26 protein-coding genes are annotated in these 26,086 nt (G+C 65.8%); 10 read left to right on the forward strand and 16 right to left on the reverse strand.

What is annotated here, in order from left to right; all coding sequences use genetic code 11:
- The first annotated feature begins 2 nt into the window (after positions 1 to 2).
- On the forward strand, positions 3 to 1,811 hold the full coding sequence (locus tag VRZ08_RS19775) for a glycoside hydrolase family 15 protein (protein WP_414533621.1): 1,809 nt from the start codon (positions 3 to 5) through the stop codon (positions 1,809 to 1,811).
- Here VRZ08_RS19775 and VRZ08_RS19780 read toward each other — a convergent pair.
- The 8 genes from VRZ08_RS19780 to VRZ08_RS19815 all read right to left on the reverse strand — a co-directional run bounded on the left by VRZ08_RS19780 (position 1,808) and on the right by VRZ08_RS19815 (position 10,996).
- Positions 1,808 to 2,626, reverse strand: coding sequence for a Cof-type HAD-IIB family hydrolase (locus VRZ08_RS19780; protein ID WP_414533622.1), 819 nt, complete (start codon positions 2,624 to 2,626; stop codon positions 1,808 to 1,810). The two genes, VRZ08_RS19775 and VRZ08_RS19780, sit on opposite strands and share 4 nt — an antisense overlap.
- Before the next feature lie 125 nt (positions 2,627 to 2,751).
- Positions 2,752 to 3,300 carry a gluconokinase gene (locus VRZ08_RS19785; RefSeq protein ID WP_414533623.1) on the reverse strand — a complete coding sequence of 183 codons (549 nt, stop codon included), beginning with the start codon at positions 3,298 to 3,300 and terminating at the stop codon, positions 2,752 to 2,754.
- Complete coding sequence (pgl, locus tag VRZ08_RS19790) at positions 3,284 to 4,024, reverse strand: 6-phosphogluconolactonase (protein ID WP_414533624.1); 741 nt, start codon at positions 4,022 to 4,024, stop codon at positions 3,284 to 3,286. Before pgl ends, VRZ08_RS19785 begins: the two co-directional genes overlap by 17 nt.
- A 3-nt stretch (positions 4,025 to 4,027) precedes the next feature.
- Positions 4,028 to 5,542, reverse strand: coding sequence for a glucose-6-phosphate dehydrogenase (gene zwf, locus VRZ08_RS19795; RefSeq protein WP_414533625.1), 1,515 nt, complete (start codon positions 5,540 to 5,542; stop codon positions 4,028 to 4,030).
- Positions 5,539 to 6,579, reverse strand: coding sequence for a phosphogluconate dehydrogenase (NAD(+)-dependent, decarboxylating) (gene gnd / locus VRZ08_RS19800; protein ID WP_414533626.1), 1,041 nt, complete (start codon positions 6,577 to 6,579; stop codon positions 5,539 to 5,541). The genes zwf and gnd overlap by 4 nt, the downstream gene beginning before the upstream one ends.
- Positions 6,580 to 6,752: 173 nt before the next feature.
- Positions 6,753 to 9,605: a bifunctional transaldolase/phosoglucose isomerase gene (locus VRZ08_RS19805; RefSeq protein WP_414533627.1), complete on the reverse strand. Its 2,853-nt coding sequence runs from the start codon at positions 9,603 to 9,605 to the stop codon at positions 6,753 to 6,755.
- Between the two features lie 215 nt (positions 9,606 to 9,820).
- Positions 9,821 to 10,495 carry a hypothetical protein gene (locus tag VRZ08_RS19810; RefSeq protein ID WP_414533628.1) on the reverse strand — a complete coding sequence of 225 codons (675 nt, stop codon included), beginning with the start codon at positions 10,493 to 10,495 and terminating at the stop codon, positions 9,821 to 9,823.
- A gap of 18 nt (positions 10,496 to 10,513) precedes the next feature.
- Positions 10,514 to 10,996 (reverse strand): winged helix-turn-helix transcriptional regulator, encoded by a 483-nt coding sequence (locus VRZ08_RS19815; RefSeq protein ID WP_414533629.1) that lies wholly within the window; start codon positions 10,994 to 10,996, stop codon positions 10,514 to 10,516.
- Between the two features lie 97 nt (positions 10,997 to 11,093).
- Between VRZ08_RS19815 and VRZ08_RS19820 the strand changes: the two genes are divergently transcribed.
- Positions 11,094 to 11,867 carry an SDR family NAD(P)-dependent oxidoreductase gene (locus VRZ08_RS19820; RefSeq protein ID WP_414533630.1) on the forward strand — a complete coding sequence of 258 codons (774 nt, stop codon included), beginning with the start codon at positions 11,094 to 11,096 and terminating at the stop codon, positions 11,865 to 11,867.
- A 9-nt stretch (positions 11,868 to 11,876) separates the two neighbouring features.
- On the opposite strand, the gene pip is transcribed toward VRZ08_RS19820, so the two are convergent.
- Entirely contained in the window at positions 11,877 to 12,866 is a 990-nt protein-coding gene (gene pip / locus VRZ08_RS19825) for a prolyl aminopeptidase (RefSeq protein ID WP_414533631.1), read from the reverse strand.
- Between the two features lie 136 nt (positions 12,867 to 13,002).
- Here pip and VRZ08_RS19830 point away from each other — a divergent pair, with 136 nt between their 5' ends.
- The 4 genes from VRZ08_RS19830 (at position 13,003) to VRZ08_RS19845 (ending at position 15,475) form a co-directional block, all read left to right on the forward strand.
- A complete protein-coding gene (locus VRZ08_RS19830) occupies positions 13,003 to 13,260 on the forward strand; it encodes a DUF6894 family protein (protein ID WP_107345387.1) in 258 nt (85 codons plus the stop codon).
- A gap of 71 nt (positions 13,261 to 13,331) precedes the next feature.
- Complete coding sequence (locus VRZ08_RS19835) at positions 13,332 to 14,729, forward strand: amidase family protein (RefSeq protein ID WP_414533632.1); 1,398 nt, start codon at positions 13,332 to 13,334, stop codon at positions 14,727 to 14,729.
- A gap of 18 nt (positions 14,730 to 14,747) precedes the next feature.
- Positions 14,748 to 15,224, forward strand: coding sequence for a glutathione peroxidase (locus VRZ08_RS19840; protein ID WP_414533633.1), 477 nt, complete (start codon positions 14,748 to 14,750; stop codon positions 15,222 to 15,224).
- On the forward strand, positions 15,221 to 15,475 hold the full coding sequence (locus VRZ08_RS19845) for a DUF3297 family protein (RefSeq protein ID WP_012497047.1): 255 nt from the start codon (positions 15,221 to 15,223) through the stop codon (positions 15,473 to 15,475). Before VRZ08_RS19840 ends, VRZ08_RS19845 begins: the two co-directional genes overlap by 4 nt.
- 841 nt (positions 15,476 to 16,316) lie before the next feature.
- Here VRZ08_RS19845 and VRZ08_RS19850 read toward each other — a convergent pair.
- Positions 16,317 to 16,658, reverse strand: a complete 342-nt coding sequence (locus VRZ08_RS19850; RefSeq protein WP_414533634.1) for a GIY-YIG nuclease family protein — start codon at positions 16,656 to 16,658, stop codon at positions 16,317 to 16,319.
- Between the two features lie 114 nt (positions 16,659 to 16,772).
- Here VRZ08_RS19850 and VRZ08_RS19855 point away from each other — a divergent pair, with 114 nt between their 5' ends.
- The 4 genes from VRZ08_RS19855 (at position 16,773) to VRZ08_RS19870 (ending at position 19,441) form a co-directional block, all read left to right on the forward strand.
- Complete coding sequence (locus VRZ08_RS19855; RefSeq protein ID WP_414533635.1) at positions 16,773 to 17,159, forward strand: hypothetical protein; 387 nt, start codon at positions 16,773 to 16,775, stop codon at positions 17,157 to 17,159.
- Between the two features lie 149 nt (positions 17,160 to 17,308).
- A complete protein-coding gene (locus VRZ08_RS19860) occupies positions 17,309 to 18,238 on the forward strand; it encodes an SMP-30/gluconolactonase/LRE family protein (RefSeq protein WP_414533636.1) in 930 nt (309 codons plus the stop codon).
- A 181-nt stretch (positions 18,239 to 18,419) separates the two neighbouring features.
- Positions 18,420 to 19,016 carry a GNAT family N-acetyltransferase gene (locus VRZ08_RS19865; protein ID WP_107356404.1) on the forward strand — a complete coding sequence of 199 codons (597 nt, stop codon included), beginning with the start codon at positions 18,420 to 18,422 and terminating at the stop codon, positions 19,014 to 19,016.
- Positions 19,017 to 19,156: 140 nt separating this feature from the next.
- The gene (locus tag VRZ08_RS19870; RefSeq protein WP_107345380.1) at positions 19,157 to 19,441 is read left to right on the forward strand and encodes a hypothetical protein; all 285 of its coding nucleotides are present in this window, start codon (positions 19,157 to 19,159) and stop codon (positions 19,439 to 19,441) included.
- A 123-nt stretch (positions 19,442 to 19,564) separates the two neighbouring features.
- Here the strand turns inward: VRZ08_RS19870 and VRZ08_RS19875 are convergent, their stop codons facing one another.
- From VRZ08_RS19875 to VRZ08_RS19900, 6 genes are all read right to left on the reverse strand, one after another.
- Positions 19,565 to 20,554, reverse strand: coding sequence for a PDR/VanB family oxidoreductase (locus tag VRZ08_RS19875; protein WP_414533637.1), 990 nt, complete (start codon positions 20,552 to 20,554; stop codon positions 19,565 to 19,567).
- Between the two features lie 31 nt (positions 20,555 to 20,585).
- Positions 20,586 to 21,341 (reverse strand): GntR family transcriptional regulator, encoded by a 756-nt coding sequence (locus VRZ08_RS19880; RefSeq protein WP_414533638.1) that lies wholly within the window; start codon positions 21,339 to 21,341, stop codon positions 20,586 to 20,588.
- A 3-nt stretch (positions 21,342 to 21,344) separates the two neighbouring features.
- A complete protein-coding gene (locus VRZ08_RS19885; RefSeq protein WP_414533639.1) occupies positions 21,345 to 22,388 on the reverse strand; it encodes a Rieske 2Fe-2S domain-containing protein in 1,044 nt (347 codons plus the stop codon).
- A 417-nt stretch (positions 22,389 to 22,805) separates the two neighbouring features.
- Positions 22,806 to 23,648 (reverse strand): AAA family ATPase, encoded by an 843-nt coding sequence (locus VRZ08_RS19890; protein WP_107345376.1) that lies wholly within the window; start codon positions 23,646 to 23,648, stop codon positions 22,806 to 22,808.
- A 115-nt stretch (positions 23,649 to 23,763) separates the two neighbouring features.
- Positions 23,764 to 24,018 (reverse strand): GlsB/YeaQ/YmgE family stress response membrane protein, encoded by a 255-nt coding sequence (locus VRZ08_RS19895; RefSeq protein WP_013501497.1) that lies wholly within the window; start codon positions 24,016 to 24,018, stop codon positions 23,764 to 23,766.
- A 159-nt stretch (positions 24,019 to 24,177) separates the two neighbouring features.
- Positions 24,178 to 26,070 carry a diguanylate cyclase gene (locus tag VRZ08_RS19900; RefSeq protein WP_414533640.1) on the reverse strand — a complete coding sequence of 631 codons (1,893 nt, stop codon included), beginning with the start codon at positions 26,068 to 26,070 and terminating at the stop codon, positions 24,178 to 24,180.
- Between the last annotated feature and the right edge of the window lie 16 nt (positions 26,071 to 26,086).

A 26,086-nucleotide genomic window follows, 5' to 3' on the forward strand; every position in this document is an offset into this window, starting at 1 on the left:
TTTTGCCGAATCCGATCGAAGACTACGCGCTGATCGGCGATTGCGAGACCGCGGCGCTGGTCGGCCGCGACGGCTCGATCGACTGGCTGTGCTGGCCGTCGTTCGATTCCGAAGCCTGTTTCGCCGCGCTGCTCGGTACTGAAAACAATGGTCGCTGGAGGATCGCGCCTGCGGATGAGGTCGTGCGCTGCAGCCGGCGCTATCGCGGCGACAGCCTGATCCTGGAAACGACGTTCGAAACCGCGACCGGCAGCATCACGCTGATCGACTTCATGCCGCCGCGCGGCTCGGCCTCCGACGTCGTCCGACTGGTGCGCGGCGATCGCGGCCGGGTCAAAGTGGCGATGCAGCTGGTGATCCGGTTCGGCTACGGCGCGGCGATCCCGTGGGTGCGGCGCGGCGATGACGGCGCGGTGTTGGCGGTCGGCGGTCCCGACATGCTGGTGTTGCGGACGCCGGTGGCGACGCACGGCAAGGATATGACCACGGTCGCCGAATTCGACGTCGGCGAGGGCGATCAGATCCCGTTCGTGATGACCTACGGTCCGTCGCATCTGCCGGTGCCGGACTCGATTGATCCGATCGCGGCGCTAAAGGACACCGAGGATTTCTGGGCCGAATGGTCCGGTCGCTGCACCTATCAGGGCGACCATCGCGACTTGGTGATGCGGTCGCTGATCACCCTGAAGGCGCTGACCTTCGCGCCGTCGGGCGGTATCGTCGCTGCGCCGACCACATCGCTGCCGGAGCAACTCGGCGGCTCGCGCAATTGGGACTACCGGTTCTGCTGGCTGCGCGACGCGACCTTCACGCTGTTCGCGCTGATGAACAACGGCTACAACGAAGAGGCCGCGGCCTGGCATGACTGGCTGCTGCGCGCGGTGGCGGGCGACCCGGCCGGCATGCAGATCATGTACGGCATCTACGGCGAACGCCGGCTGCTGGAATGGCAGGCGGATTGGCTGGCCGGTTATCAGGGCGCACAGCCGGTGCGGATCGGCAACGCCGCGCACGCGCAGCTACAGCTCGACGTTTATGGCGAACTGATCGACGCCTTCCACCAATGGCGCAACGCCGACCTTGCGCTCGACGGCGAGTCCTGGGCGCTGGAATGCAAGGTGCTGCAGCATCTCGCCAAGATCTGGGATCAGCCCGACAGCGGCATCTGGGAACTGCGCGGACCGCGCCAGCACTACGTGTCGTCCAAGGTGATGACCTGGGTGGCGTTCGACCGCGGCATCAAGAGCGCGGAGAAGTTCGGCCTCAAGGCGCCGGTCGCCGAGTGGCGCGCCTTGCGCGAGAGGATTCACGCCGACGTCTGTGCCAACGGCTTCGATGCCGAGCAGAACGCGTTCGTCGAGCATTACGGCGCCAAGGTGCTGGATGCTTCGGTGCTGCTGATTCCGGCGGTCGGCTTCCTGCCGCCGGATGATCCAAGGGTGCTGGGCACGCTGGAGGCGATCGAGCGCCATCTGATGAGCGACGGCTACGTGATGCGTCACGATCCGCGCGCCAGCAAAGATCCGAGCGTGCCGGTCGAGGGCGCGTTCCTCGCTTGCAGCCTGTGGCTCGCCGATGCCTATGTGCTGGCCGGCCAGATCGATCGGGCGAAGGCGCTGTTCGATCGTGTCGCCGGCATCGCCAATGATCTCGGCCTGCTCGCCGAGGAATACGACACGGTCGAAAAGCGTCAGACCGGCAACTTCCCACAGGCGCTGACCCACATCGCGCTGATCAACACCGCCAACAACCTCTCCGCCGCCAAGGCCGCCACCGAGAAGCCGGCGGTGCAGCGCTCGAAGCAGACTTAGCCGCCCAGACGCGAATTGCGCTCCAGGATGAAGTCGATCGCGGCGGCGAAGCCGTCGTCGTCGTTGCGGCCCGTGACGTGCGCGGCCTGCTGCTTGACCTCGTCGGCCGCGTTGCCCATTGCGATCGACAGGCCGCTGACGCCGAACATCGGCAGGTCGTTCTGCATGTCGCCGAGCGTGGCGATGGCGTCTGTCGGGATGCCGAGCCGCTCGGCCATGGCGGCGACGAACGTTCCCTTGCTGCGGCCCGGCGGGGTGACGTCGAGATAGTAATCCTGCGATCGCACCGCCAGCGCCCGGTCGCCGAGCGCAGCCTGCAGCTCCGGCTCGCAGCGCTTGAGCAGTGCGAAGTCTGCGCTGACGCCGACGATTTTGCAGGCCTTGCCGGCGAATGACATCAGGTCCGCCTCCATCGTCGGCGAAAACCGAATGGTGCGCTCCTCATGGGCGACGTATTTGCCGTCGTCGCGGCGGATGTACCAATTGTCGTTGGTGAATAGCCAGATGTCGATGCCGCTGCGCTCGAACAGCTCGATGCTGGTCCTCACCGCGCTATCGGGGATCAGATGCTGTTCGAGCACGTCGAGCGTCGGCGTGACGATCGAGCTGCCGTTGAACGGACCGAGCGGCAGCGTGATGCCGAGCGGATCGCTGTACATTCGCATCCCGACCGGCGGCCGGCTGGAGGTGAGGGTGAAGCCGACGCCGCTGGCTTCCAACCGCGCCACCGCATCACGGGCACGATCGGTGAGCCGCTTGTCGGTGGTGACCAGAGTGCCATCGACGTCGGAGATTACGAGCTGGATGCGGGTCATGGGTTTCCCTATCTAGGCCGTCATTGCGAGCGAAGCGAAGCAATCCAGCGGCTCCGTGTCCTGGACTCTGGATTGCTTCGTCGCTCCGCTCCTCGCAATGACGACTTCAACTGCTGAGCATCGAATTAATCGCGGATCGACGTCGGAAGCTGACCGACGATGTCGTCGACGATCGCCTCAACGGGCGCGTCGATCGAGGCGATGATGGGGCGCTCGCCCGGGCCGGGGCGCTCCAGCGTGGCGAATTGGCTGTCGAGCAGACCGGCCGGCATGAAGTGGTTCTTGCGGGCCGCCATCCGGGAGCCGATCAGCTCGCGGCTGCCGTCGAGAAATACGATCCGAATGTCGTCATGGCCGTGCACCAGCACGTCGCGATAGGCGCGCTTCAGGGCCGAGCAGCCGAACACGATGAAGCCACCGTCCGCGATGACGCGGTCGATCTCGGCAGCGATGGCCTTGAGCCAGGGCCAGCGATCGTCATCGCTGAGCGGATGGCCGGCGCTCATCTTGGCGACGTTGCTTGCAGGGTGATAGGCGTCGGCATCTTCGTAGCGCCAGCCGAGGCGCTGAGCGAGCGCTTCGCCGACCGTGCTCTTGCCGGAGCCGGAGACACCCATCACGATCAGCGCGCGCGGCTGCGGCTCGGAAGTCATCGGCTCAGGCGACACCGGCATTCTCCGGCAGCGCATCCTGAGTCACCAGCCACACCGTCTCGCCCTGCGAGCGGGCGCGGGCGGACGGCAGGTCCTCGCCGGCGAATACGCGGGCGAGGATGTCCCGCTTGGCAGCGCCGTGGACCAGGAACAGCATCTCGGCGCAGGAGGCGAGCGCCGGCAGAGTGAGGGTGACGCGCGGCACCAGCGGCTCGACCGGGGCCGTGTCGACACCCGCGACCCAGCGGTCCTGGATTGCGAGCTGCGGCCGCCCCGGAAACAGCGATGCGGTGTGACCGTCCGGCCCGACGCCGCCGAGCACCAGATCGAACAGCGGCCGGTCGGGTGCAAGGACATTGCTGCCGTAGGATGCTTTCAGCTCGGCCTCGTAGCGGCGTGCGGCCTCGTCCGGTGTGGCCGCATCGGTGGGGATCGCGTGAACGTTCTGCGGCGGTGCGCGGCCGTCCAGAAACGCGCGCTTGGCCGCGCCGATATTGCTGAGCGGATCGCTCTCCGGCACGAACCGTTCGTCGCTGATGAACCAGTGCACGCGTTGCCATGGAATCCGGTTCTCGAACTCGCCGGCGAGCAGCTCGTACATCTTCTGCGGCCCGGAGCCGCCGGTCAGGCAGATCGCCGGACGCTCGTGGTTCAGCTCGATCCGGGCGATCAGGCGCTGCGCGGCGAGGCGGGCCTGTGCATCGGCGTTGGCCGCGACCACGAGGTGATAATCGGTGCCGCGCATCGGCTACCCCGGCTTGCGCCAGTCGCGGCCGTCGCGGGCCAGCAGCTCGTCGGCGTCTTCGGGGCCGTCGCTGCCGGCACGATAGATCTGCAGGCCGTGGGCGCCGGCGTTCTTCCAGGCATCGAGGAACGGCTGCACCACACGCCATCCGGCTTCGACGCCATCGGCGCGCTGGAACAGGATGTTGTCGCCGATCATGCAGTCGTGCAGCAGCGTCTCGTAGCCGTTGCTCGGTGCCACCTTGAAGTAATCCTTGTAGCGGAACGTCATCTCGACGCCGTCGATGGCGATCACCGGGCCGGGCACTTTGGTGTTGAACTGCAGCGAGATGCCTTCGACCGGCTCAATCCCGATCACCAAGTAGTTCTGCGACAATTCCTGCACCGGCGTACAGCGGAACATCGAGAACGGCGCTTCCTTGAATTTGATCGCGACCTCGGTGCGCTTGCCCGACAGCGCCTTGCCGGTGCGCAGATAGAACGGCACGCCGGCCCAGCGCCAGTTATCGATCGACAGCTTCAGCGCCGCGAATGTCTCGGTGGTGCTGTCGGTCGCGACATCCTTAGCGCTGCGATAGTCCGGGATATCGGTGTCGCCGATCCTGCCCGAGGTGTATTGGCCGCGCACCGAATTGCGCAGCGCTTCCTGTTCGGTCTGGATCTGGATCGCCGCGAGCACGTCGGCCTTGGCGGAGCGAACCGCGTGGGCGTTGAAATGCGCCGGCGGCTCCATCGCCACCAGCGACAGCAGTTGAAACAGATGGTTCGGCACCATGTCGCGCAGCGCGCCGGTCTTGTCGTAGAAGTTGCCGCGGTGGCCGACGCCGAGCTTTTCCTCGACCGTAATCTGGATGTGGTCGATGTGCTCCCGGTTCCAGATCGGCTCGAACATGCCATTGGAGAACCGCAGCACCAGGATGTTCTGCACCGTCTCTTTGCCGAGGTAGTGATCGATCCGGTACAGCTCGTGTTCGGAGATGATGCTGAGCAGATGATCGTTCAGCGCCTTGGCCGAGGCGAGGTCGGTGCCGAACGGCTTCTCGACCACCAGCCGGCGCCAGGCACCGCTGGTTTCCTCGAGCAGCCCGGCGCGGCCGAGCTCGCTCGCGATCGGTGCGAACGCATCTGGCGGGGTAGCGAGATAAAACAGCCGGTTGCCGCCGGTGTTGCGGTTGGCTTCGAGCTTCTCCAGCCGCTCGCGCAACTTGTCGAACGATTGGGGCTCGCTGGGATCGGCGCTGACCGCGGTGACGCAATAGAGCAGCTGATCGGCGATTTTATCGTCGACCGGACGGGTGGCGTATTTGCGCAGTCCCTGCATCAGGCTGTCGCGCAGACCGTCGCTGGACATCTCCTTGCGGGTAACGCCGACGACGCAGAACTTCTCGGGGAGCAGCTTGGCTTCGGCGAGATTGTACAGCGCCGGAATCACCAGCCGATGGGTGAGGTCGCCGGTGACGCCGAAGATGACGAACGCGCAGCCCTCGGGGACCTGGTTGCTGTTGGCTTGCGTGGTCACGCGCGCTCCGATTTCGGTTTCAGTTTCTGCTGCGGAGCCGCCTGTTGCGCCGGCTCGGGATGCTGCTGCGGCTCCTTGTGGCCGCCAAAGCCAGCTCGCATCGCCGAGAGAATTTTCTCCGCGAACGTATGTTCCCGGCGCGAACGGAAGCGCGCGAACAGTGCGGCGGTAAGGACTTCAGCCGGCACCGCTTCTTCGATCGCGGCATTGATGGTCCAACGGCCTTCGCCGGAGTCCTCGACGAAGCCAGAGTAGTTGTCGAGCTGATCGTTCTTTGCGAGAGCCGTTGCTGTGAGGTCGAGCAGCCATGACGGGATCACGCTGCCGCGTCGCCAGACTTCTGCGATGTCGGCGATGTCGAGATCGAAGCGGTGAGCGTCGGGCAGGACGTCGCTGTTGGCATTCTTGAGGATGTCGAAGCCCTCGGCATAGGCCTGCATCAGGCCGTATTCGATGCCGTTGTGGACCATCTTGACGAAGTGGCCGGCGCCGACCGGACCGGCGTGGAGATAGCCTTGCTCGACACGCGGATCGCGCTCCTCGCGGCCGGGCGTGCGCGGAATATCGCCGATCCCCGGCGCCAGCGTCGCGAAGATCGGATCGAGCCGGTCGACGACGGCTTTGTCGCCGCCGATCATCATGCAGTAGCCGCGTTCAAAGCCCCAGATGCCGCCGGAGGTGCCGACATCGACGTAATCGATGCTAGTCTCCTTCAGCGTCTTGGCGCGGCGGATATCGTCCTGCCAGAAGGTGTTGCCGCCATCGATGACGACGTCACCGGCGGCGAGCAGCTTGGCGAGCTGTTCGATGGTGGTCTCGGTGATATGGCCCGCCGGAAGCATCACCCATACGGCCCGCGGTGCATCCAGCTTGCGCACCAGCTCCTCGAGCCCGCCGGCCCCAGTCGCGCCTTCGCGCGTCAACGCGTCGACCGCTTGCGGGTCCCGGTCGTACACCACGGCATGATGGCCATCCTTCATCAGGCGCCGGACGATGTTTCCGCCCATCCGGCCAAGGCCGATCATGCCGATCTGCATGCGCAAGTCTCCGTGATTTCTTCTGGGCTGTGCGCGGTGGCGCAGTCCCATTGTCGGTTAATTACTCCTCGATCTCTCCGTCATTGCGAGGAGCGAAGCGACGAAGCAATCCAGATGCCTCGCTCGGAGCCTGGATTGCTTCGCTTCGCTCGCAATAACGGCGAGATGTCGTCTCACTCCAGCGCTTGTTTGATCGCCGCGCCGAGCGACTTCAGCCCGGCGCCGAGATCGCCCTTGAGGTGAACCCGCAGGGCGCGGCGGCCGCGTTCGGTGAGAACGTCGAAATCGCCGCGCGCCTGCGCTGCTTTGATGACGCCGAAGCTGGCGGTCTGGCCCGGCACCGGCAGGTCGGCTGCATCGTCGGCGGTGATCTGCAGGAAGACGCCGCTGTCCGGTCCGCCCTTGTAGGCCTGTCCGGTCGAGTGCAGGAACCGCGGGCCGAATTCGGCACAGGTCGCCACCCGGCGCTGGTCGCGGACGCGCAGCCGCATGTCTTGCAGCGCATCGATATGCGCGGCGTTGCGCTCGATATAGGCGAGCAGGGCGAAATAGTCGCCGGCATTGACGCGCGACAGATGCGCCTTCAGCCAGGACGCGACCGTGCCGTTGGCACCCGCTTTGCGCAGCGCCGCGGCGTTGGCGGCGTCGGTGTAGAGATCGGCTTCGGCGGTCGACAGGGCAGGGGTCTCTGCCGGCAGCGCACCGGACTTCTCGAACGCCGCAGTGAGTTCGCGGGTCTTGATCTTGGCGCTTTCGACGTCGGGTTGATCGAACGGGTTGATACCAAGCACCGCACCCGCGACGGCGGTCGCCAGTTCGAAGCGGAAGAACTCCTGGCCGATCGACTCGGTCGATTTCAGCACGATCCGCACCACCGGATGGCCGGCCGCTTCCAGCGCCGCGAGCTTCGACTCATGGGCCGCATCAGTCTCGGCTTCGGTGCGGAGATCGATGAACAGCCGGTCGCTGCCATAGGCCGACGGATCGGCCAGCGGCTCGCCGTCGATCGGGATCAGACCCTTGCCTTCCTTGCCGGTCGACTCGGCGATCAGCTGCTCGGCCCATGCGCCGAAATCCGCGATCGCTTTCGACGACGTGATTGTCACCTTGTCGCGGCCTGCGAGCCCGGCGCAGCCCATCACCAGACCGAGCTGCACCGCAGGGTTCTGCTGCGGCGGCACGTCGGTGCCGCAGGAGCGGACCATCGCGAGCGTGGTGTCGAGCAGCTTGGCAAGGTCGAGGCCCGCGGCCGCAGCCGGCACCAGGCCGAACGGCGACAGCACCGAGTAGCGTCCGCCGATGGTCGGATCGCCATGGAAGATCTTGGCGAACTTCTGCTCGGTCGCGACCTTCTCCATCGACGAGCCGGGGTCGGTGACGGCGACGAAGTGGCGACCGGCCTGATCGGCGCCGATCGCTTCGGTGACGCGCGCGAAGAAGTACGCCTTCATCACGTTCGGTTCGGTAGTGCCGCCGGACTTCGACGATACGATGAACAGCGTCGAGTCGAGCCTGACGCTGACTTCGAGCGCGCGGACCTGCGCCGGATCGGTCGAGTCCAGCACGTGCAGCTTCGGGAAACCGTCCTGCCGCGGGAAGGTCTCGGCGATCACTTCGGGGCCGAGGCTGGAGCCGCCCATGCCGAGCACCACCGCATCGGTGAAGCCCTGGCTCTTCACCCATTTGGCGAAGTCCTGATATTCGGTGAGCTTGGTCTTGGCGACGGACGGCGCGTGCAGCCAGCCGAGCCACTTGGCTTCGTCGTGATCGGTCCACACGGCTTCATCACGCGCCCAGATCTTGCGGATCTTGCCGGCGCTGCGCCACGCTTCGGTCTGCTGCTTGACGCTGTTTCCGAGTTCGCCGGGCAGCGACAGCGTCTGCTTGCCGACGCGGCCGGCCAGCACGGTCTCGCGCTTGAACGCCACCGCGCCGAGCAGCTTGTCGAACGCATCGGCAAACAGCTGCACGCCCTCGGTGACCAGCTTGTCGGTGATCGCATCGAGCGACACGCCCGCACTGGCGAGGCCCTTGATCACCGCGCGGGCGTCGTCGATGTCTTTCTCCAGGCTGTCCTTCGGCTTGCCGTGATCGCGGAAAGCGTCGAGCGTCGCCGGCGGCACGGTATTGACGGTGTCCGGGCCGATCAGCTCTTCAATGTACAGCACATCGCTATAAGCTTTGTTCTTGGTGCCGGTGGAGGCCCACAGCAGCCGCTGCGGCTTGGCTCCGCAGGCTTCGAGCTTCGCCCAGCGATCACCGCTGAATAGCCGCTTGTAGTCCTGGTAAGCGAGCTTGGCGTTGGCGATCGCCACTTGGCCCTTCAGCTCTTCCAGCCGTTCCTTTTCGGACGGATCGTTCGCCTTGGCGATCTTGTCGTCGAGCGCGGCATCAACCGCGCTGTCGATCCGGCTGATGAAGAAGCTGGCGACGCTGGCGACATGCGCCGGATCACCACCGGAGGCGATCAGCGCTTCGAGGCCGGCGATGTAGGCTTCGGCGACCTGGACATAGACCTTCTGCGAGAACAGCAGCGTGACGTTGACGCTGATGCCCTTGGAGACGAGCTGCTTGATCGCGGGCAGGCCCTCGCGGGTCGCCGGCACCTTGATCATCAGATTCTCGCGGCCGACCGCGCGCCACAGCCGCTCGGCTTCCGCCAGCGTGCCTTTGGTGTCGAGCGCCAGATAGGGCGAGACTTCGAGGCTGACGAAGCCGTCGCGGTGCTCGAGCTTGTCGTAAACCGGACGCAGCACGTCGGCGGCGTTCTGGATGTCTTCGACGGCGAGCGTCTCGTAGAGATCGCCGACCGAGCGGTCGCCCTTCTTCAGCGCCTCGCCGATAGCGCCGTCATATTCGTCGGTCGCACCGATCGCCTTTTCGAAGATCGACGGATTGGATGTGACCCCTTTCACCCCGTCGGTCTCGATCAGTTTCTTCAGGTCGCCCTTGGCGATAAAGCCGCGGGCCAGGAAATCCAGCCAGATCGCCTGGCCGTGTTTTTCGAGCGCTTTGACGGGATTCATGGTGCCTTGTCTGCTGGTTCGGTGCGATGACGGCCTCGCTCGCATTTCCGTCCGGGGATCGAGGCTTGTCAACACGTCCTGACCGGCGCCTTGCACGCCGGCCGATTACCGCCCAATGCGAAGATGACGTCTGAACCGACAAACGGTTCCCTGACGCCAACCTATCGCAGGGATGTGATGCCAGGATTACAGGCAAAACCAGGCGAAATTCGCTCTTAGCGATCGAGATCGGCCTTCGCCAAATCCCACAGCAGCGCATACGTCCCAGCCGCAATCAGCTCTGCGCCGGCGGCGGCTATCGCGGCCTCGAACCGGCCGGCAAGCGCCGCCTGGACAGCCGCAGCGCTGGTGCCGTCGATCAGCACGAACCAGTCGGACGCGCCGGGGCTGGTGACGCCGGGCGGATCGGTCAGCGGCCTCGACAGCGCCGGGTCATTTTCGAGCAGGTGCATCGAAATGATGCCGTCGAGCGGCAGCGGATCGAGCTTGGCCGACAGCCCGGTGCGCAAGGCGTCCTCCCGGCCCGCGATGGGACGGATGCGGACGAGACCAAGCACCGCGCCGCGGCCCTGACCGCGGCTCAGCGTGATCCGTGCGACTCCCCGGATCATGTTCTTGAATTTGGCGATATTGCGTTTCGACCACTCGGTCTGATTGGCGAGCGCCGTTCGGTAGGGATCGCTGCTCAGCACCTCGAACCTCTCGGTCGAATACAGCCCGAGATATTTCGGCGCTGCGTCCAGCGCGACGTAGCGGCGCGCCTCGACGAAGCCCTCGATCGCGACGCGTTCGGCAATGTGTTCTCGGTCGTACCAGCGATTGAAATCGGCCTCGTCCTCCGGCGCAATGTCCATCGAGGTCAGCAGCATGCCTTGTCCGGCAATCGGCATCGGATGTCCCTTGAGTTGCTATTGGGGGAGCTTGCGCCGCTTGCCCGGCTTGACGGCGTCGCGCGGCTTCAACGTGGTCTGGTGGGGCGCGAGCAGACGGCCGTCCTCGGCGTGAAGCTCGAGCTTCTTGACCGGCCGGCCGTGCTCGACGTCGACGAGGACGGTGGCGATGTCGTCGGGATGGGCGTCGAATTCTTCGCTCCATTGCCTGAGCGCGACCAGCACCGGAAACACGCCGCGGCCTTTCGGGGTGAGCACATATTCGTGATACGCGCTGCCGTCCGATGCCGGCGCCAGCTCCAGGATGCCGTGCTCGACCAGCGCGCGCAGCCGCACCGACAGGATGTTCTTGGCGAGGCCGAGTCGCGCCTGAAATTCGTTGAATCGCCGCACGCCGAACAGCGCCTCGCGAATGATCAGCAGCGACCACCAGTCGCCGATCGCGTCCAGCGCGCGTGCCACCGGGCAGGCGTCGTTTTCGAAGCTGGTTCGCTTCACCATGATGAGGCCGTCCCGATCACGCTGTTGTGTGGTTGCATTATAAAACTAGCTAGCGTAGATGCCAATCAGTTTAAAAATGCAACCAGATGAGGCGGGCATGAGACTGAGCGGCAAGACGGCCTTGATCACCGGCGGCAATAGCGGCATCGGTCTTGCGACCGCCAAGCTGTTCGTGGCCGAAGGCGCACGCGTGACGATCACCGGCCGTAATCGGGCGAGGCTGGATGCGGCCGCGCGCGAGCTCGGCGCGCAGGCGCTCGCGGTCGAAGCCGACGTCACCGACATCGCGGCGATCGAGAACGCGGTCGCTCGTGCGGCGGAGCGGTTCGGCAAGCTCGACATCGTGTTCGCCAATGCCGGCATCCCCGGCGCGACGCCGCTCGGTGGCACCTCGCTTTCGGCGTTCGAGCAGGTGATCCGCACCAATCTGACGGCGGTGTTCTTCACCGTGCAGGCGGCGCTGCCGTATCTGAACGACGGCGCCTCGATCATTCTCAACGGTTCGGTGATCTCGGTGCTCGGCAATCCGGGCTTTGCGGCCTACGCGGCGAGCAAGGCCGGGCTGCGCGGAATGGCGCGGGTGATGGCTTCCGAACTGTCGCCGCGCAACATCCGCGTCAATGTGGTGGCGCCGGGCGGCGCGCGGACACCAATCTGGAAGGACGCCGCGCCGACCGATCAGGCGATGGCTGTGCTCGAACAGCGGATCGCGGCGGCGACGCCGCTCGGCCGGATCGCAGAGCCGGAGCACATCGCCAAGACCGTGCTGTTTCTCGCCTCCGACGATGCCGCCCACATCCAGAGCGCCGAAATTTTCGTCGATGGCGGTGCCACCGGATCGCCTGCAGGCGTGCCGGCGTTTCGCGGCTGACGCGCGGCCTCAGCCGGCGATCTTCGCTGCGACGTCGGTGATTCCGGCGATCACCGCGTCGCGGATGCCGGGGTCGTAGAGCAGGTGGCCGGCGGCATCGATGGTACGCAGCTCGGCCTCCGGCCATCGCGCCGCGAGGCGCTGCGCGGTGGACGGTGGGCACAAGAGGTCGTAGCGGCCCTGCACGATCACGCCCGGGATGCCGGCGAGCTTCGGTGCATCGCGCAGCAACTGGTCCGGCTCCAGGAAACAATCATGGGCAAAGTAGTGCGCTTCCATGAACGGCGTCATCGGCAGCGGCCCGTTGCCTGTCAGCGCGGCGCGGTCGAGCCGCGTCCGCCGCGGCGAGATGGTCGAGAGAATGCCTTCGGTCTCTCCCCAGGCGCGCGCCGCGGGCGCATGCACGGCGGGATCGGGATCGAGGATCCGGCGCCAATAGGCGCCGAGCGGATCGGCACGCTCGGCTTCGGGAAGCACGCTCAGGAAGTCGTCATTGAGCGCCGGATAGAACCGCGGCAGCGTCGACAAGAACGCGGTTTCAAGCTCCGCGCGCGTGCCCAGAAACGTCGCGCGCAGCACCAGGCCGGTGACGCGCTCTGGATGCGTCTCGGCATAGGCCAGCGCCAACGTGGCGCCCCACGAGCCGCCGACCACCAGCCAGCGTTCGAAGCCGTAATGGCGGCGGATCGCCTCCATGTCGGCGATCAGATGCGGCAGCGTGTTGGCGTCGCGCCCGCCTTTGGGGCGGCTGCGGCCGGCGCCGCGCTGATCGAACAGCACGGCATGAAAGCGCTGCGGATCGAACAGCCGGCGATGATCGACCTGGCAGCCGCTGCCGGGGCCGCCGTGCAGATACACCGCGGGGATGCCGTCGGCGCGGCCGTTGCTTTCGACATAGAGGTCGTGGCCGTCGCCGACCGCGAGCATCTGCGAGGACAGCGGCGCGTCAGCGCCGGCGCGCTGGCTGGACGGAGCTTCGGCTTCCGGATCGAGCGGCATCCGAACCTGTTAGCGCGAAACCGCGCGGTTTGCGAGCACCGCACAGCGCAGCGCGCGAAGGGCAGGGCTGCGCCACAAGGGTTGCGGATCGGCGTCGTGATGGCCACCTGTCAGAGGTGTTCAATCGGGAGCCGGAATGCCGCGATATTTCTTCAACACCCGGATCGGCGAGGAACTGATTCCGGATCCGGAGGGCGAGGAGCTGCGCGACGCCGACCACGCCTGGGAAGTGGCGCGTGCCACGATCCGCGAAATCGTCAAGACCGAGAGCGCGCAGCTCGATCTGATCCGCGCCAGCCTCGAAGTCACCGACGAGGAGGGCGATGTGCTGCTCGAATTTCCCTTCAGCGAGGCGATGCTCGATCTGCCGGAGTCGCCGCGGAATAGGCATTGAGCGGCTGCTGAATTGGCGGTGGCGCGCCTGATCCTGCCACGCTATCACATCTGTCTCGCAACGGAGTGATCATGCAGGACATCTGGCGCCTTCCCGCGACTGAACTCGCCGATCTCGTCCGCAGCCGCCGCGTCTCGGCGCGCGAAGTGGCGGAGGCTGCGCTGCACCGGCTCGATGCCGTCAATCCTGCGATCAACGCGGTGGTCGATCACAAGGCCGAGGACGCGCTGGCGCAGGCCGATGCAGTCGATGCCGCGCTCGCCAAAGGCGAGACGCTAGGTGTGCTCGCCGGCGTGCCGGTGACCGTGAAGGTCAATGTCGATCAGCAGGGTTTTGCCACCACCAACGGCGTGACGCTGCAGCGCGACTGGATCGCCAAGACCAACAATCCGGTGGTCGATAATCTGCGCAAGGCCGGTGCGGTCATCATCGGCCGCACCAACACGCCGGCGTTCTCCTATCGCTGGTTCACCGCCAACAAGCTGCACGGCGAGACGCTGAACCCGCGCGATTCCTCGATCACGCCTGGCGGCTCCTCCGGCGGCGCCGCCGCTGCGGTTGCAGCCGGGATTGGCGCGATCGCGCACGGCACCGACATCGCCGGCTCGGTGCGTTACCCGGCCTATGCCTGCGGCGTGCACGGACTGCGCCCCACGATCGGCCGCGTCGCCGCCTACAACGCCTCGTCGCCGGAGCGGCCGATCTGCCCGCAGATCAGCGCTGTGTCGGGCCCGCTGGCGCGGACGATCGCTGATGTGCGGCTTGGGCTGCAGGCGCTGGCGCAGCCGGACGCGCGCGATCCGTGGTGGGTGCCGGCGCCGCTCGAGGGCCCGCCGCGCGACAAGCGTGCAGCGCTTTGCATCGCGCCGGACGATCTTGCGGTGGTGCCGGAAGTCCGCGATGCGCTGAAAGACGCCGCGCGCCGGCTCGAAGCCGCCGGTTGGATCGTCGAGGAGATCGCCAACACGCCGCCGCTGCGTGAGGCTGCCGAGCTGCAGGCGCAGTTTTGGCTTGGCGACGGTTATCAGGCGATGCTGGATGCGGCCGAGCGCGAGGGAGACGAAGGCGCGCTGGCGTGTCTGCACGGCAATCGCGACAAGGCGATCGGCGATCTCGCCAGCTACTCGAAGCTACTCACCCGCCGCGCCACGTTGACGCGCGACTGGCAGACCTTCTTCGAGACCTATGCGGTGCTGCTGATGCCGGTGTGCGGCGAACTGCCGTTCCCGCAGCGACTCGATTTGAAGGACGAGGAGTCGTTCAAGCGGGTGTGGGCGGCGCAGATGCCGCAGGTCGGGCTGCCGTTCATGGGACTGCCCGGCCTCACCGTGTCGACCGGGATGGTCGGCCGTGTGCCGGTCGGCGTACAGGTGGTTTCGGGACGCTATCGCGAGGATCTGTGCCTGCTCGCGGGCGAAGCGATCGAGGCCGGCGGCGCGCCGCCGTCGCCAATCGATCCGGTGGCTTGAGACGGAAGCGAGGGGACAATGGCGTCGATCTATGATTTCACCGCCAAATCGCTGGCAGGCAAAGACGTCGCGCTGAAACAGTTCGAAGGAAAGGTGCTGCTGATCGTCAACACCGCCAGCGCCTGCGGCTTTACTCCGCAATATAAGGGCCTCGAAGCGCTGCAGCAGAAATACGGCGCGCGCGGATTCTCGGTGCTCGGCTTTCCCTGCAACCAGTTCGGCGCGCAGGAATCCGGCGACGAGGCGCAGATTGCGCAATTCTGTTCGGTCAATTACGGCGTGACCTTCCCGATGTTCGCCAAGATCGACGTCAATGGCGCCGGCGCGCATCCGCTGTACAAGTTTCTGAAGGACGAAAAGGGCGGCTTGCTCGGCTCGGCGATCAAATGGAATTTCACCAAGTTCCTGGTCGATCGGTCCGGGCGCGTGGTATCGCGGCATGCGCCGACCACCACGCCGGAGGCGCTTTCGAAAGAGATCGAGACCTTGCTATGACCGACACTCAGAACATTGAACTGCCCGATCGTCTGTCGATCGAGCCTTCCAGCCCTTACTACAACGCCGACCTGCTCGAGCTCGACGTCGGCGTCCGCTTCAAGGGGCAGGACAAGACCAACGTGATCGAATACTGCGTCAGCGAGGGCTGGATCCGCGTTGCCGCCGGCACTGCCAAGGATCGCTTCGGCAATCAGCTTGCGATCAAGGTCCACGGCCCGGTCGAGCCGTATATCCGCCCGCGCAGCTGAGCTTCACGTCCCCGGCTGGTGCTCCGCGCGCGGCCGGGACTTTTCTCATCATCTTGCAGCAATGCCGCCCGCTGGTGCTTCCGCGCGCCGGCGTGCATTGGCGCGTCCGGTGTGTGCTTGGACGTTAACGATGAGCAGGCGCGGATGGTCTCTCGCGAGAACACCGCCGCACAGATGTTGCGCGCATCCGTGATGGCGGGTGGCAAGATCTGGTGTCGGCACAGCGCAAGCACCTGATTCGCGCTGATTCGTCGGTGCTTTGTTCCGCCCGCGTTCCAAAGCTTAAGATCGAGCACGGCGAGTGTCGCATCCGGGGACAACGCCGGTGAGGATGCACGTTCGCGCTCGGTGACGATCTCTGCAAAGTCGGCAAGCGACGTTCTCCATGCACCGCTCGGCCGAGAGTTAACGAGTTTTGCCGCGATCAGCGCGGTCGCGTGAACACGCGCGCGCAGGTGTTGTGCTTAATCGTCTCGGAGTCGCCGAGATCTAGGGAGCGCGCGACTGCGAGAGCTGATTCGCAGTGATTCGGGCTGGCTTCGTTCTGGCCGCGTTCGAAACGTTAAGGTTGTGCAGGGGCGGTGTCGCATTCGGGGACATGCGATCCGGCACGATTGCTCGTGCGTCGTCGCGTGCAGCCTCGACGAGGAGGTCGGCCGAGGTCGAGCGCGCGAGCGCGAGTATTAACCCATTCAGCCATGGTCGCGGCTTCGCGCGCTCACAGTCGCAGCAGGTGTTGTGCCGTAGCTGTGCCAGCTCGCACGAGATCTGGTGCGGAGTTCGTGTCGCGAGCTGATTCGCAGTGATTCGGGCCCGCTTCGTTCAGGCCGCGTTCCAAAGGTTAAGATCGGTCACGCGTCTTGTTACGCGCTGGGACAGTGTTGCGGGCTTTCGGCACCTTGGCGACGCAGGCTTGCGCTTCGGCGGCCAGGCGGCGGCGGAAGGCGCGGTCGCGCTTGAGATGCCACTCGCGGCTCATCGCGTCGCGGCGGCAGGTGAAGCGCTCTGAATGGATCAGCACCCAGGCGCGGCCGCGGGTCGATCGCGCGCCGGTGCCGGCATTGTGCTGGGCGAGGCGTCGGTCGAGATCGAGCGTCCAGCCGACATAGGTGAGATAGCGGCCGGCGCTGGCGCAGCCGAGCACATAGACGAAGCACTCTTCTTCGGCGGAAGCCTCCTGCATGGCGCGAACCTCGCACGGCTGGCCTGAGTCCGGCAATCCGCCGCGGGATAGAGCGGTTGACGGCCGGCGCGCCAGCGGCTTCGCTGCCACCTGATGCAACCGAAGGAGACGACGATGGCCGGCAAACCGATGATCCCGCTGGCGCTGCTGGCGCCGCTGCTGTGGAGCCCGGCCGCGACCGCCCAGGACGTGCCGGGCATCGAGATCTGCACCGTGGAGAAAACCATGGAGCGGCGCACCAGCTGCCTGCAGAGCAATGTCGACTTCCTGCACAAGAGCCTCGACAAGGCGCGGCTCGATCAGCAGCAGAAGCTTGATGCAGCTCGCGCGCAGATCGCCGCGCTGAGTGCCGCCGTGGCCGCGCTGCAGAAGCAACTCGCCGAACTACAAGCCGCGCAGAAGCCGGCCAAGAGCGAGCCTGCGCCGGCCAAGGATGCGACGCCGTCCAAGGATGCATCGCCGTCGAAGGACGCTCCGCCGCCGAAGGCCGACGCGAAGTAGTTCCGCGCCGTCTTCTCGGTCGTCTGCCGCTCGGTGGAATTATCGCGCTTGCTTGGCAAGCCGCGACGACATGACTTACAACTCGTTCCCGAGACAATAACCGCGGGAGTCTCATCTCCCGCGCACAACAAACATCTCGGGAGAAAACCATGTCCAACGTCCGCGTTCTTGCCACCGATCTGGCGTTTCCCGAAGGTCCGGTGGTGATGCCGGACGGCTCGGTGGTGCTGGTCGAAATCCGCGCCCAGCAACTGACGCGGGTGTGGCCGGACGGGCGCAAGGAAGTCGTCGCCAAGGTGCCGGGCGGCCCCAATGGCGCGGCACTCGGCCCTGACAGCAAGATGTACATCTGCAACAACGGCGGGTTCGGCTGGTTTCCGTCGCGTGGCACGATGATGCCCGGCGCGCCGGCGCCGCACGAGTATATCGGCGGCTCGATTCAGCGTGTCGATCTGCAGAGCGGCCAGGTCGAGACGCTGTTCGACAAATGCGGCGAGCACCCGCTGAAGGGGCCGAACGATCTGGTGTTCGATCAGCACGGCGGGCTGTGGTTCACCGATCTCGGCAAGCGCCGCGCCCGCGACATGGACGTCGGCGCCGCCTACTACATCAAGCCCGGCATGACCGAGATCACCGAGCAGGTGTTCGGCACGCTGCCGCTGAACGGCATCGGCCTGTCGCCGGACGAGGCGACGATGTATGCGGCCGAAACCCCGACCGGACGGTTGTGGGCGTTCGATCTGTCGGCGCCGGGCGAGGTGAAGCCGCGCGACGTGATCTATCGCGGCGAGAAGGGTAAGCCGATCTGCGGGCTTGGCGGCTATCAGATGTTCGATTCGCTGGCGGTCGAGGCCGGCGGCAACGTCTGCGTCGCCACGCTGGTGTCCGGTTGCATCTCGGTGATCGCACCGGACGGCACGCTGGTCGAGCAGGTGCCGACCGGCGACCGCGTCACCACCAATATCGCGTTCGGCGGCCCCGATCTGAAGACCGCCTACATCACTCTGTCCGGCAAGGGCGAACTGATCGCGATGGATTGGTCGCGGCCCGGTCTGCCGCTGAATTTTCTGAACAAGTGACAATCTCGACCACGAAACGTATCGTCATTGCGAGCCACCGGGTCCGGCCTTCGGCCGGCCCAATGACAGGCTCCGCGAAGCAATCCAGGGCCGCTAGACGAAGCTGGATTGCTTCGTCGCTTCGCTCCTCGCAATGACGGATCGAGGCTTCGTGCCGGTCGGTCGAAAAAGGATAAATCGAATGCCCTGGCTCGAACCGGTTACCCTCAGCGGCCCGCACGCGACCTTGGTGCCGCTGGAGCCGGCGCATTGCGACGGTCTGACCGAGGCGGTGCGAGACGGTGAGCTGTGGAAGCTCTGGTACACGTTCGTGCCTGCTCCCGAGAAGATGGAAGCGGAGATCGCGCGGCGGCTGGCGTTGCAGGCGCAGGGCGCGATGCTGCCGTGGACGGTCAAGGATGCGGCCGGCAACATCGCCGGGATGACCACCTACATGAACGTGGATGCCGGCAATCGCCGCGTCGAGATCGGTTCCACCTGGTACGCGTCCCGCGTGCAGCGGACCGGTCTCAACACGCAATGCAAGTTGCTCCTGCTGCAACATGCCTTCGAGAAACTGGACTGTATCGCGGTCGAGTTCCGTACACACTTCTTCAACCATCAGTCCCGGCGCGGGATCGAGCGGCTCGGCGCCAAGCAGGACGGCATCCTGCGCAATCACCAGATCGCACCGAATGGAACGCTACGTGATACCGTGGTGTACTCGATCATCGCCGCGGAATGGCCGACCGTGAAGGCGCATCTGAACTATCAACTGTTCGACAAGCCCGGCCGCTGAGCCCGCGGGGCGCGGGTTCCCTTGATTTTTATCAAGATTTTGCTTGCTAATCGGCTGATGATCAAAAGAATAGCGCCCCCGACGGGCCTCGTTTGATCTGCGTCATTTTGCGAGGCCTTCGCCGACGCCATTCTACTGCTATGCCGTTCTATCGATTTCATGTCCGCGATCCGATAAACCGCGTCGATGGCCCGGGCCACGACGGCGCGGCGCTCGCTGACGATATCGATGCGACGCTGTTCGCCGCCGGGGTGATCCAGCGGCTGGTCCAGGTGCATCCGGAAGTGCCGCGGACCTGGTCGATCGAAATCATGCAGGATCAGCGCCGCGTCGGACTGCTGCCGTTCGACAAAGGCTGCCAGGTGATGCTGCGACCGGATTGGGTATGCGATCAGCCGATCGACGTCCACGAAGGCTGGCGCTGAGTCTCAGGTTGGCGGTTCTCGTCATTGCGAGCCGAAGGCGAAGCAATCCAGGGGCTCCATGCACGGGGCTCCTGGATTGCTTCGTCGGCTTCGCCTCCTCGCAATGACGCGAGAGATGCGCTGCTACGCAGCCCCCGGCAACTGATCCGGCCGGTACAAGGTGTCGATCGTCACTGTGCCGCGGGCGCGGGAGACGCAGGCGCACATTTTGCCGCTGTCGTGCTTCTGATGCTCGCTGAAGAACACGTCGCGGTGATCGATCTCGCCGTCGACGGCAGTGACATCGACGGCGCAGACGCCGCATTCGCCACGTTCGCAATCGGAGATGACCTCGAAGCCGGCGGCGTTCAGCGCGTCCAGCATCGAGCGATCGCGCGGCACCACGATCTCGCTGCCGGTGGCGGCGATGCGGACGCGGAATTCGCTGGTCGGCAGCCGGCCGCTGGAGCCGAAGGTCTCGAAGCACAGATCGCTCGCCGGGCGGCCGGCCTGATGCCAGGCGTGGCGGGCCGCCTCCAGCATCCGCAGCGGGCCGCACAGCACCGCCACCGCGCCTTCGGGCAGCGCGCGGAAGGTAGCGTCGAGGTCGAGCCGGGCGCCTTCGTCGCCGGCATGGAGCTGCAGCCGGTCACCCAGCAGGCTTCTGAGTTCGTCGTGGAGCGCGGCGTCGCTGCGCGATTTCACCGCGTAGTGCATCGTCAGCGCAGTGCCACGGCGGGCGAGCGCCGCTGCGATCCCCAGCATCGGCGTCACGCCGATGCCGCCGGCGATCAGCGCGTAGTGCTTGCGGCTCCAATCGATTTCGAACAGCGAGGTCGGATGGGTGATGTCGATCCGCTGACCCGGCTTCAGCGCCCACATCGCTTGCGATCCGCCGCGGCTGTCACCGGCGAGCCGCACCGCGATCCGCAGCCGTCCTTGCTCCGGCGCGCCGACCAATGAGTAGCTGCGCTTGTCGGGCTGGCCGCCGATCAGCAGCGCGACGTTGATATGGCTGCCGGGCGCGCAGGTGGTGATTGCGACGTCGGGCTGGAGCACGATCTCACGGATCGACGGCGTCAGGTCGCGGGTCGAAACAACGGTGCTGCTGGTCCACTGTTCGGCGAAGCGCATCGCGGGCTCCTGTCGATAAGGGGGAAGCTGACTATCTGTCGGCGGCCTGGGTCACCAGCGTCAGCGCCGGCAGCAGGTCGAGATGGGGGCGGCTCCTCAGCGCCAGCCGCAAATTGCGCGCCGCGAGCCGGGCGTGCTCACGCATCACCGCTTCGGCGCGTGCGCCTTCGCGGTTTTCGATCGCGTCGACCACGGCGCGGTGGTGATCCTGCGCAATCAGCAGGATCTGGTGCGCCTCCGGCAGCCCCGATTGCGCCATCACGAAAGCACTCGGCGAGGCGAAGGGCAGGGCGGCGACGCGATCGATCTGCCGCATCACCGGCGCCGAGCCGCACAGCTCGTTGAGCAGCGCGTGAAACCGCGCGTTCAGCGCCACATAGGCCGAGAACGCGTCGACTGAGATCGGGTCCTGCCGCACCAGTTCGTCGATATCGCCGAGGCATTGCTTCAGCGGCTCAAGCTGCCGGACGCTGGCGCCGCGCTCGGCGGCAAGTCGCGCGGCGAGGCCTTCCATGGTGCCGCGCAGTTCGATCGAGTCGAGGATGTCGCGTTCGGAGAACGCTTTCACCATGAAGCCGCCGGACGGAATCGCCTGCAGCAGGCCTTCGTCCTCCAGCCGCACCAGCGCCATCCGCACCGGCGTGCGAGACACTCCGGTGATATCGACCGCCTGCAGCTCGGAGATCCGTTCGCCGGCGCGGAGCTGGCCGGACAGCACCATGTCGCGCAGCGCCAGCTGCGCGCGCACGGTCTGCGACATCGAGCGGTCGGCGGCCTTGTCGTTCATCGCTTACTCCGCCGCCTGTAGTTTCGGCGCGTTCTCCTGCGCGACCATGCGGTCGATCAGCTTACGCGACCACATCGCGCCAGCGTCGATATTGAGGTTGTAGAACACCCGATCGGGGTTCTCGAGCATCGCGCGCTGCTGCGCTTCGAGGATGATCTCGTCCTCGCGGAAGATGCCGGAGACGCCTTCGCGGATCTCGGTGGTGAGCCGCTGTTCGCTGAGCCGGTAGTTGCGCACGAACGCCCAGAAGTAGTGGCAGGTGGTGTCGGTCTCCGGCGTCATGGTGTTGAGCACGAAGCCGTTGACGCCCTGCGAGCGATCGCCCTCCGGCGCGCCGGTGCCGGCCGGCGCTACGCCGACGTCGATCGTCACCGTGCCCGGCGCTTCGAACCGGATGATCTGCCAGCGATCGACCAGGCCCGGCTTGCCGAGCTGCGCGGCCCAGAACGGCGGCGGTTCGATGCCGTGCATCCAGCGCGTCACGGTCACCGTGCGGTCGCCATGGGTGACATCGAACGGCGCCTCGGCGACAGCCTCATTGCCGATCGACGAGCCGTGCACATAGGTCTCGTGGGTGAGGTCCATCAGATTGTCGACGACGAGGCGCCAGTCGCATTTGGCGTAGATCGTCTTGCCGTCGCCGGCCCAGGCTGGATCGTTATTCCAGTGCATGTCGGGGACGAGTGCCGGATCGGCCAGCACCGGATCGCCCATCCACAGCCAGACGAAGCGATGCCGCTCGACCACCGGATAGGAACGCACGCAGGCCGACGGATTGATCGTCTCCTGCGACGGCATGTAGGTGCAGCGGCCCTGCGGATTGAACTTCAGCCCGTGATAGCCGCAGACCACGGTGTCGCCCTCGAGCCGGCCCTTCGATAGCGGCACCAGACGGTGCCAACAGGCGTCCTCCAGCGCGGCGACGCTGCCGTCCGCCTTTCGATACATCACGACATGCTTGCCGCAGATCGTGCGCGGAAACAGCGCGTGCTTGATGTCGGCGTCCCAGGCCGCCGCATACCAGGCGTTGAGCGGAAAGGCGGGCATCGTGGCCTCCCTGTGCATTATTGATTGGGTTCAGATTGTATACAGAAACGGTAGGATGACAAGGATAAGCTCCAAGATTGGCCCGCATATTGGTGGCTGATGTATACATACAGCCGGTCGAGGAGCGCTGCTCGGCTGCGCTGACAAGGCGGTAAAGGACTGAGCCGACAACGAAAATGGCCGGGACAAGCCCGGCCATGGCGCAAATTCTGATGGATCGATCTTGAGCCTGCCGCCTCAGACAACGCGCCGGCTCAGCGCGTCGTAGCCCGCGTGAGCATGGCGATACGCGGGACCGCGAGACCCGCATGTCGCGATGCTCATGCGGGCTACCTGCTGAGGTGAACGCGGTGCGCAGACCATCTCGGGATTCCGGGCTCGCGCTACGCGCGCCCCGGAATGACGGAGGAGGGGGCCTTAAACCTCTCGCCGGCTCAAAAACGCCAGCCGTTCGAACAGATGCACGTCCTGCTCGTTCTTCAGCAGCGCGCCGTGCAGCGGCGGGATCAGCTTGCGCGGGTCGCGCTCGCGGAGCTGCTCCGGGCTCATCTCTTCGTTGAGCAGCAGCTTCAGCCAGTCGAGCAGTTCGGAGGTCGACGGCTTCTTCTTCAGGCCGGGCACGTCGCGGACTTCGAAGAAGATCTTCAGCGCTTCTTCGACCAGGCGCTGCTTGATGCCGGGGAAGTGGACGTCGACGATCGCCTGCATGGTGTCGGCGTCCGGGAACTTGATGTAGTGGAAGAAGCAGCGGCGCAGGAACGCGTCCGGCAGTTCTTTTTCGTTGTTCGAGGTGATCACCACGATCGGCCGCTTGGCGGCCTTGATGGTTTCGCCGGTCTCGTAGACGTGGAATTCCATCCGGTCGAGTTCGAGCAGCAGGTCGTTCGGGAATTCGATGTCGGCCTTGTCGATCTCGTCGATCAGCAGCACCGGGCGGTGCTCGGCGGTGAACGCTTCCCACAGCTTGCCGCGCTTGATGTAGTTCTTGATATCCGACACGCGCGGGTCGCCGAGCTGGCTGTCGCGCAGCCGCGACACCGCGTCGTATTCATACAGGCCCTGCTGCGCCTTGGTGGTCGACTTGATGTGCCAGGTCAGCAGCGGCGCGTTCAGCGCCTTGGATACTTCCTCCGCCAGCACCGTCTTGCCGGTGCCGGGCTCGCCCTTCACCAGGAGCGGCCGTTCGAGCACGATCGCCGCATTGACGGCGACCTTGAGGTCGTCGGTCGCCACATAATCCTTGGTGCCGGTGAACTTCATGCGTTTCAGCCTCGTCTGATCCGGCGCGCGCGCCGTTGTTGTTGTTTGTTGATTGGTGGTGGTTGGAGGAGAGGGAGCGGCCGCAGGCAGCGACCGCCGACAGGCGGTGTCGGTATCAGGCTCTACGGATCATCGCCAGCAGCACCAGCACGATCACGGCGCCGATTGCGGAATTGATGATCGCGCGGAAAATTCCGACGCCGAGATTGACGCCGAGGAACGGCAGCAGCCAGCCCGCCACGACGGCGCCGACGATGCCGATCACGACATTGCCGACCAGTCCGAATCCGCCGCCGCGAACGATCAGTCCAGCGAGCCAGCCGGCGACCGCGCCGACCAGAAGCCAGACCAGGATGGAATCGATCCCCATTGCGCTCCTCGTCCTTGTTCGTCTCGCTGCCGCGGCGATGCCCCGGCAACAGGCGCGACTTTAGCGCGCATCCTGCGGGACAGGCTACCGATTTTGCAGGCTGCGGCAAGCGGCGGGCTGCGCGCGCTGATTGTAGTGATGGCTTGGGCGACCTGCGCGCTACGTGGTCACGTCGGCGCTTGCCGAGTCGTGATCCGGCTGGAGCGGGGCGGCGTCCGCGACGAAGGCGGCGGCCGCGGTGACGCAGCAGTCGCGGCCGCGTCGCTTGGCTTCATACAGCGCGATGTCGGCGTCGCGCAGCAGCACGGTGGAGTCGCATGGGGCGGTGCCACAGGCGATGCCCACGCTGACCGTGAGGTAGCCGCGGGCCGATGCCGGGTTGCGGATCGCGAGCGCGCGCACCGCGGCCTGCAGACTCTCGGCGAAGTCCATCGCCGCAGCCGCATCGGCACCCGGCAGCACGATGGTGAATTCCTCGCCGCCATAGCGTGCCGCGAAGCCATGCACGCCCGCCACCAGGCCGGCGAACAGATGGCCGAGCTGCCGCAGCGCGTCGTCGCCGCTCTGGTGGCCGAAATGATCGTTGAAGCCCTTGAAGTCGTCGACGTCGATCATCAGCACCGACAGCGTCGGCGCCGATGTGATGACGCGGCCGACGAAGCCGTCGAGCGATCGGCGATTGGGGAGGCCGGTGAGGCCGTCGGTCCGCGCCAATTCCGCCAGACGGATATTGAGGGCTTCGACTTCTTTCTCGATCGCCTTGCGTCGCGTGATGTCGCGCAAAGTGCTGACGACGCAATCGCTGGGGCCGTCCTCGTTGCGGGTGTAGGCGAAGTTGGCTTCGATCCAAACCAGCCGGCCCTCCGGACAGCGCATCCGGAACTCGACGCACAATCCGGCCGGCGAATCCGGCAGCCGGGCACCGACCGTCTCGACTGCCGACACATCGTCAGGGTGCACCAGCACGGTCCAGAACCGGCCGACCAGCTGATCGGGCTTCAGGCCGAGGACGGTTTCGACCGACATCGAGACGAACCGCAGGATGCCGACCTGGTCGGTCAGCACGATGACGTCGCCCATGTTGGCGTCGATCAGCCGATAATGCGCGTCGCGCTCGCGCAGCAGGTTCTGCACTTCCTGGCGGGTGCGCAGCTGCGCCGCAAGGCCTGCGGCGAGTAGCACCACGCAAGCCAGCATCGCAGTTCCGACCGCCGCGTCGGAGCGCACCGCCTCGCGCCAGCCCGCCAGCACCGCCTCTTCGGTGCGCGCCACCGTCACCACCAGCGGATAGCGGTTGATCTGCCGATAGGCGAGAAATTTGGACAGGCCGTCGAACGGCGAGACGGTGAGATAGAAGCCGTCGGGACTGTGGGGAAGTGCCTTCTGGAACAGCACAGAATTCGACATGTCGCGGCCGCTCTGCAGTGACGGCCACTGGATCAGCAGTCGCCCGTCGCTGTGCAGCAGACTGATGCTGCCGCCGATGCCGAGATCGATGGTCTTGTAGAAATCGCGGAAGTAATCGCCCGCGATCGTCGCCACCACCACACCGGCAAAGCGGCCGTGCTCGGTCTCCAGCCGGCGGCTGACGGCGAAGATTGAGTGCCCCGAGGTGCGCGACTGGATCGGGCCTGTGATCAGCAGTTGATTGTCGTCATGATCGAGGTGGTAGCGGAAGTAGCTGCGATCGGCATTGTTGAGCTGCGGCACCGGCGTGACGGAGGCGTATTTGACGTTGCCGGCGGCATCGGTGATCGCGACGTCGGTGAGTTGCGGCAGGTTGTCGACGAGGGCGCGGAGCCGCTCATTGAAGGCGTCGCCCGGATCCGGTCGCCACTTCAGGAACGCGACGATGTCGTCGAGCACCACGTCGGCGCCCTGGAAGGTGTGCGTGGCGTGCTCGGCGAGCGAGTGCGCTAAATTCCGTATCTCGGTTTCATTCTGCGCCAGCGCCGTCTTGCGGGCGTCGTAGCCCTTCCACACCACCAGCCCGAGCACGCATGCGCCGAGCGCGATCACGAACATCGCGACCACCAGCGTCGCGGTGGGCACGCGGCCGATCCAGCTT

Source organism: Rhodopseudomonas sp. G2_2311 (assembly GCF_047501505.1).
Lineage (GTDB): Bacteria > Pseudomonadota > Alphaproteobacteria > Rhizobiales > Xanthobacteraceae > Rhodopseudomonas > Rhodopseudomonas palustris_H.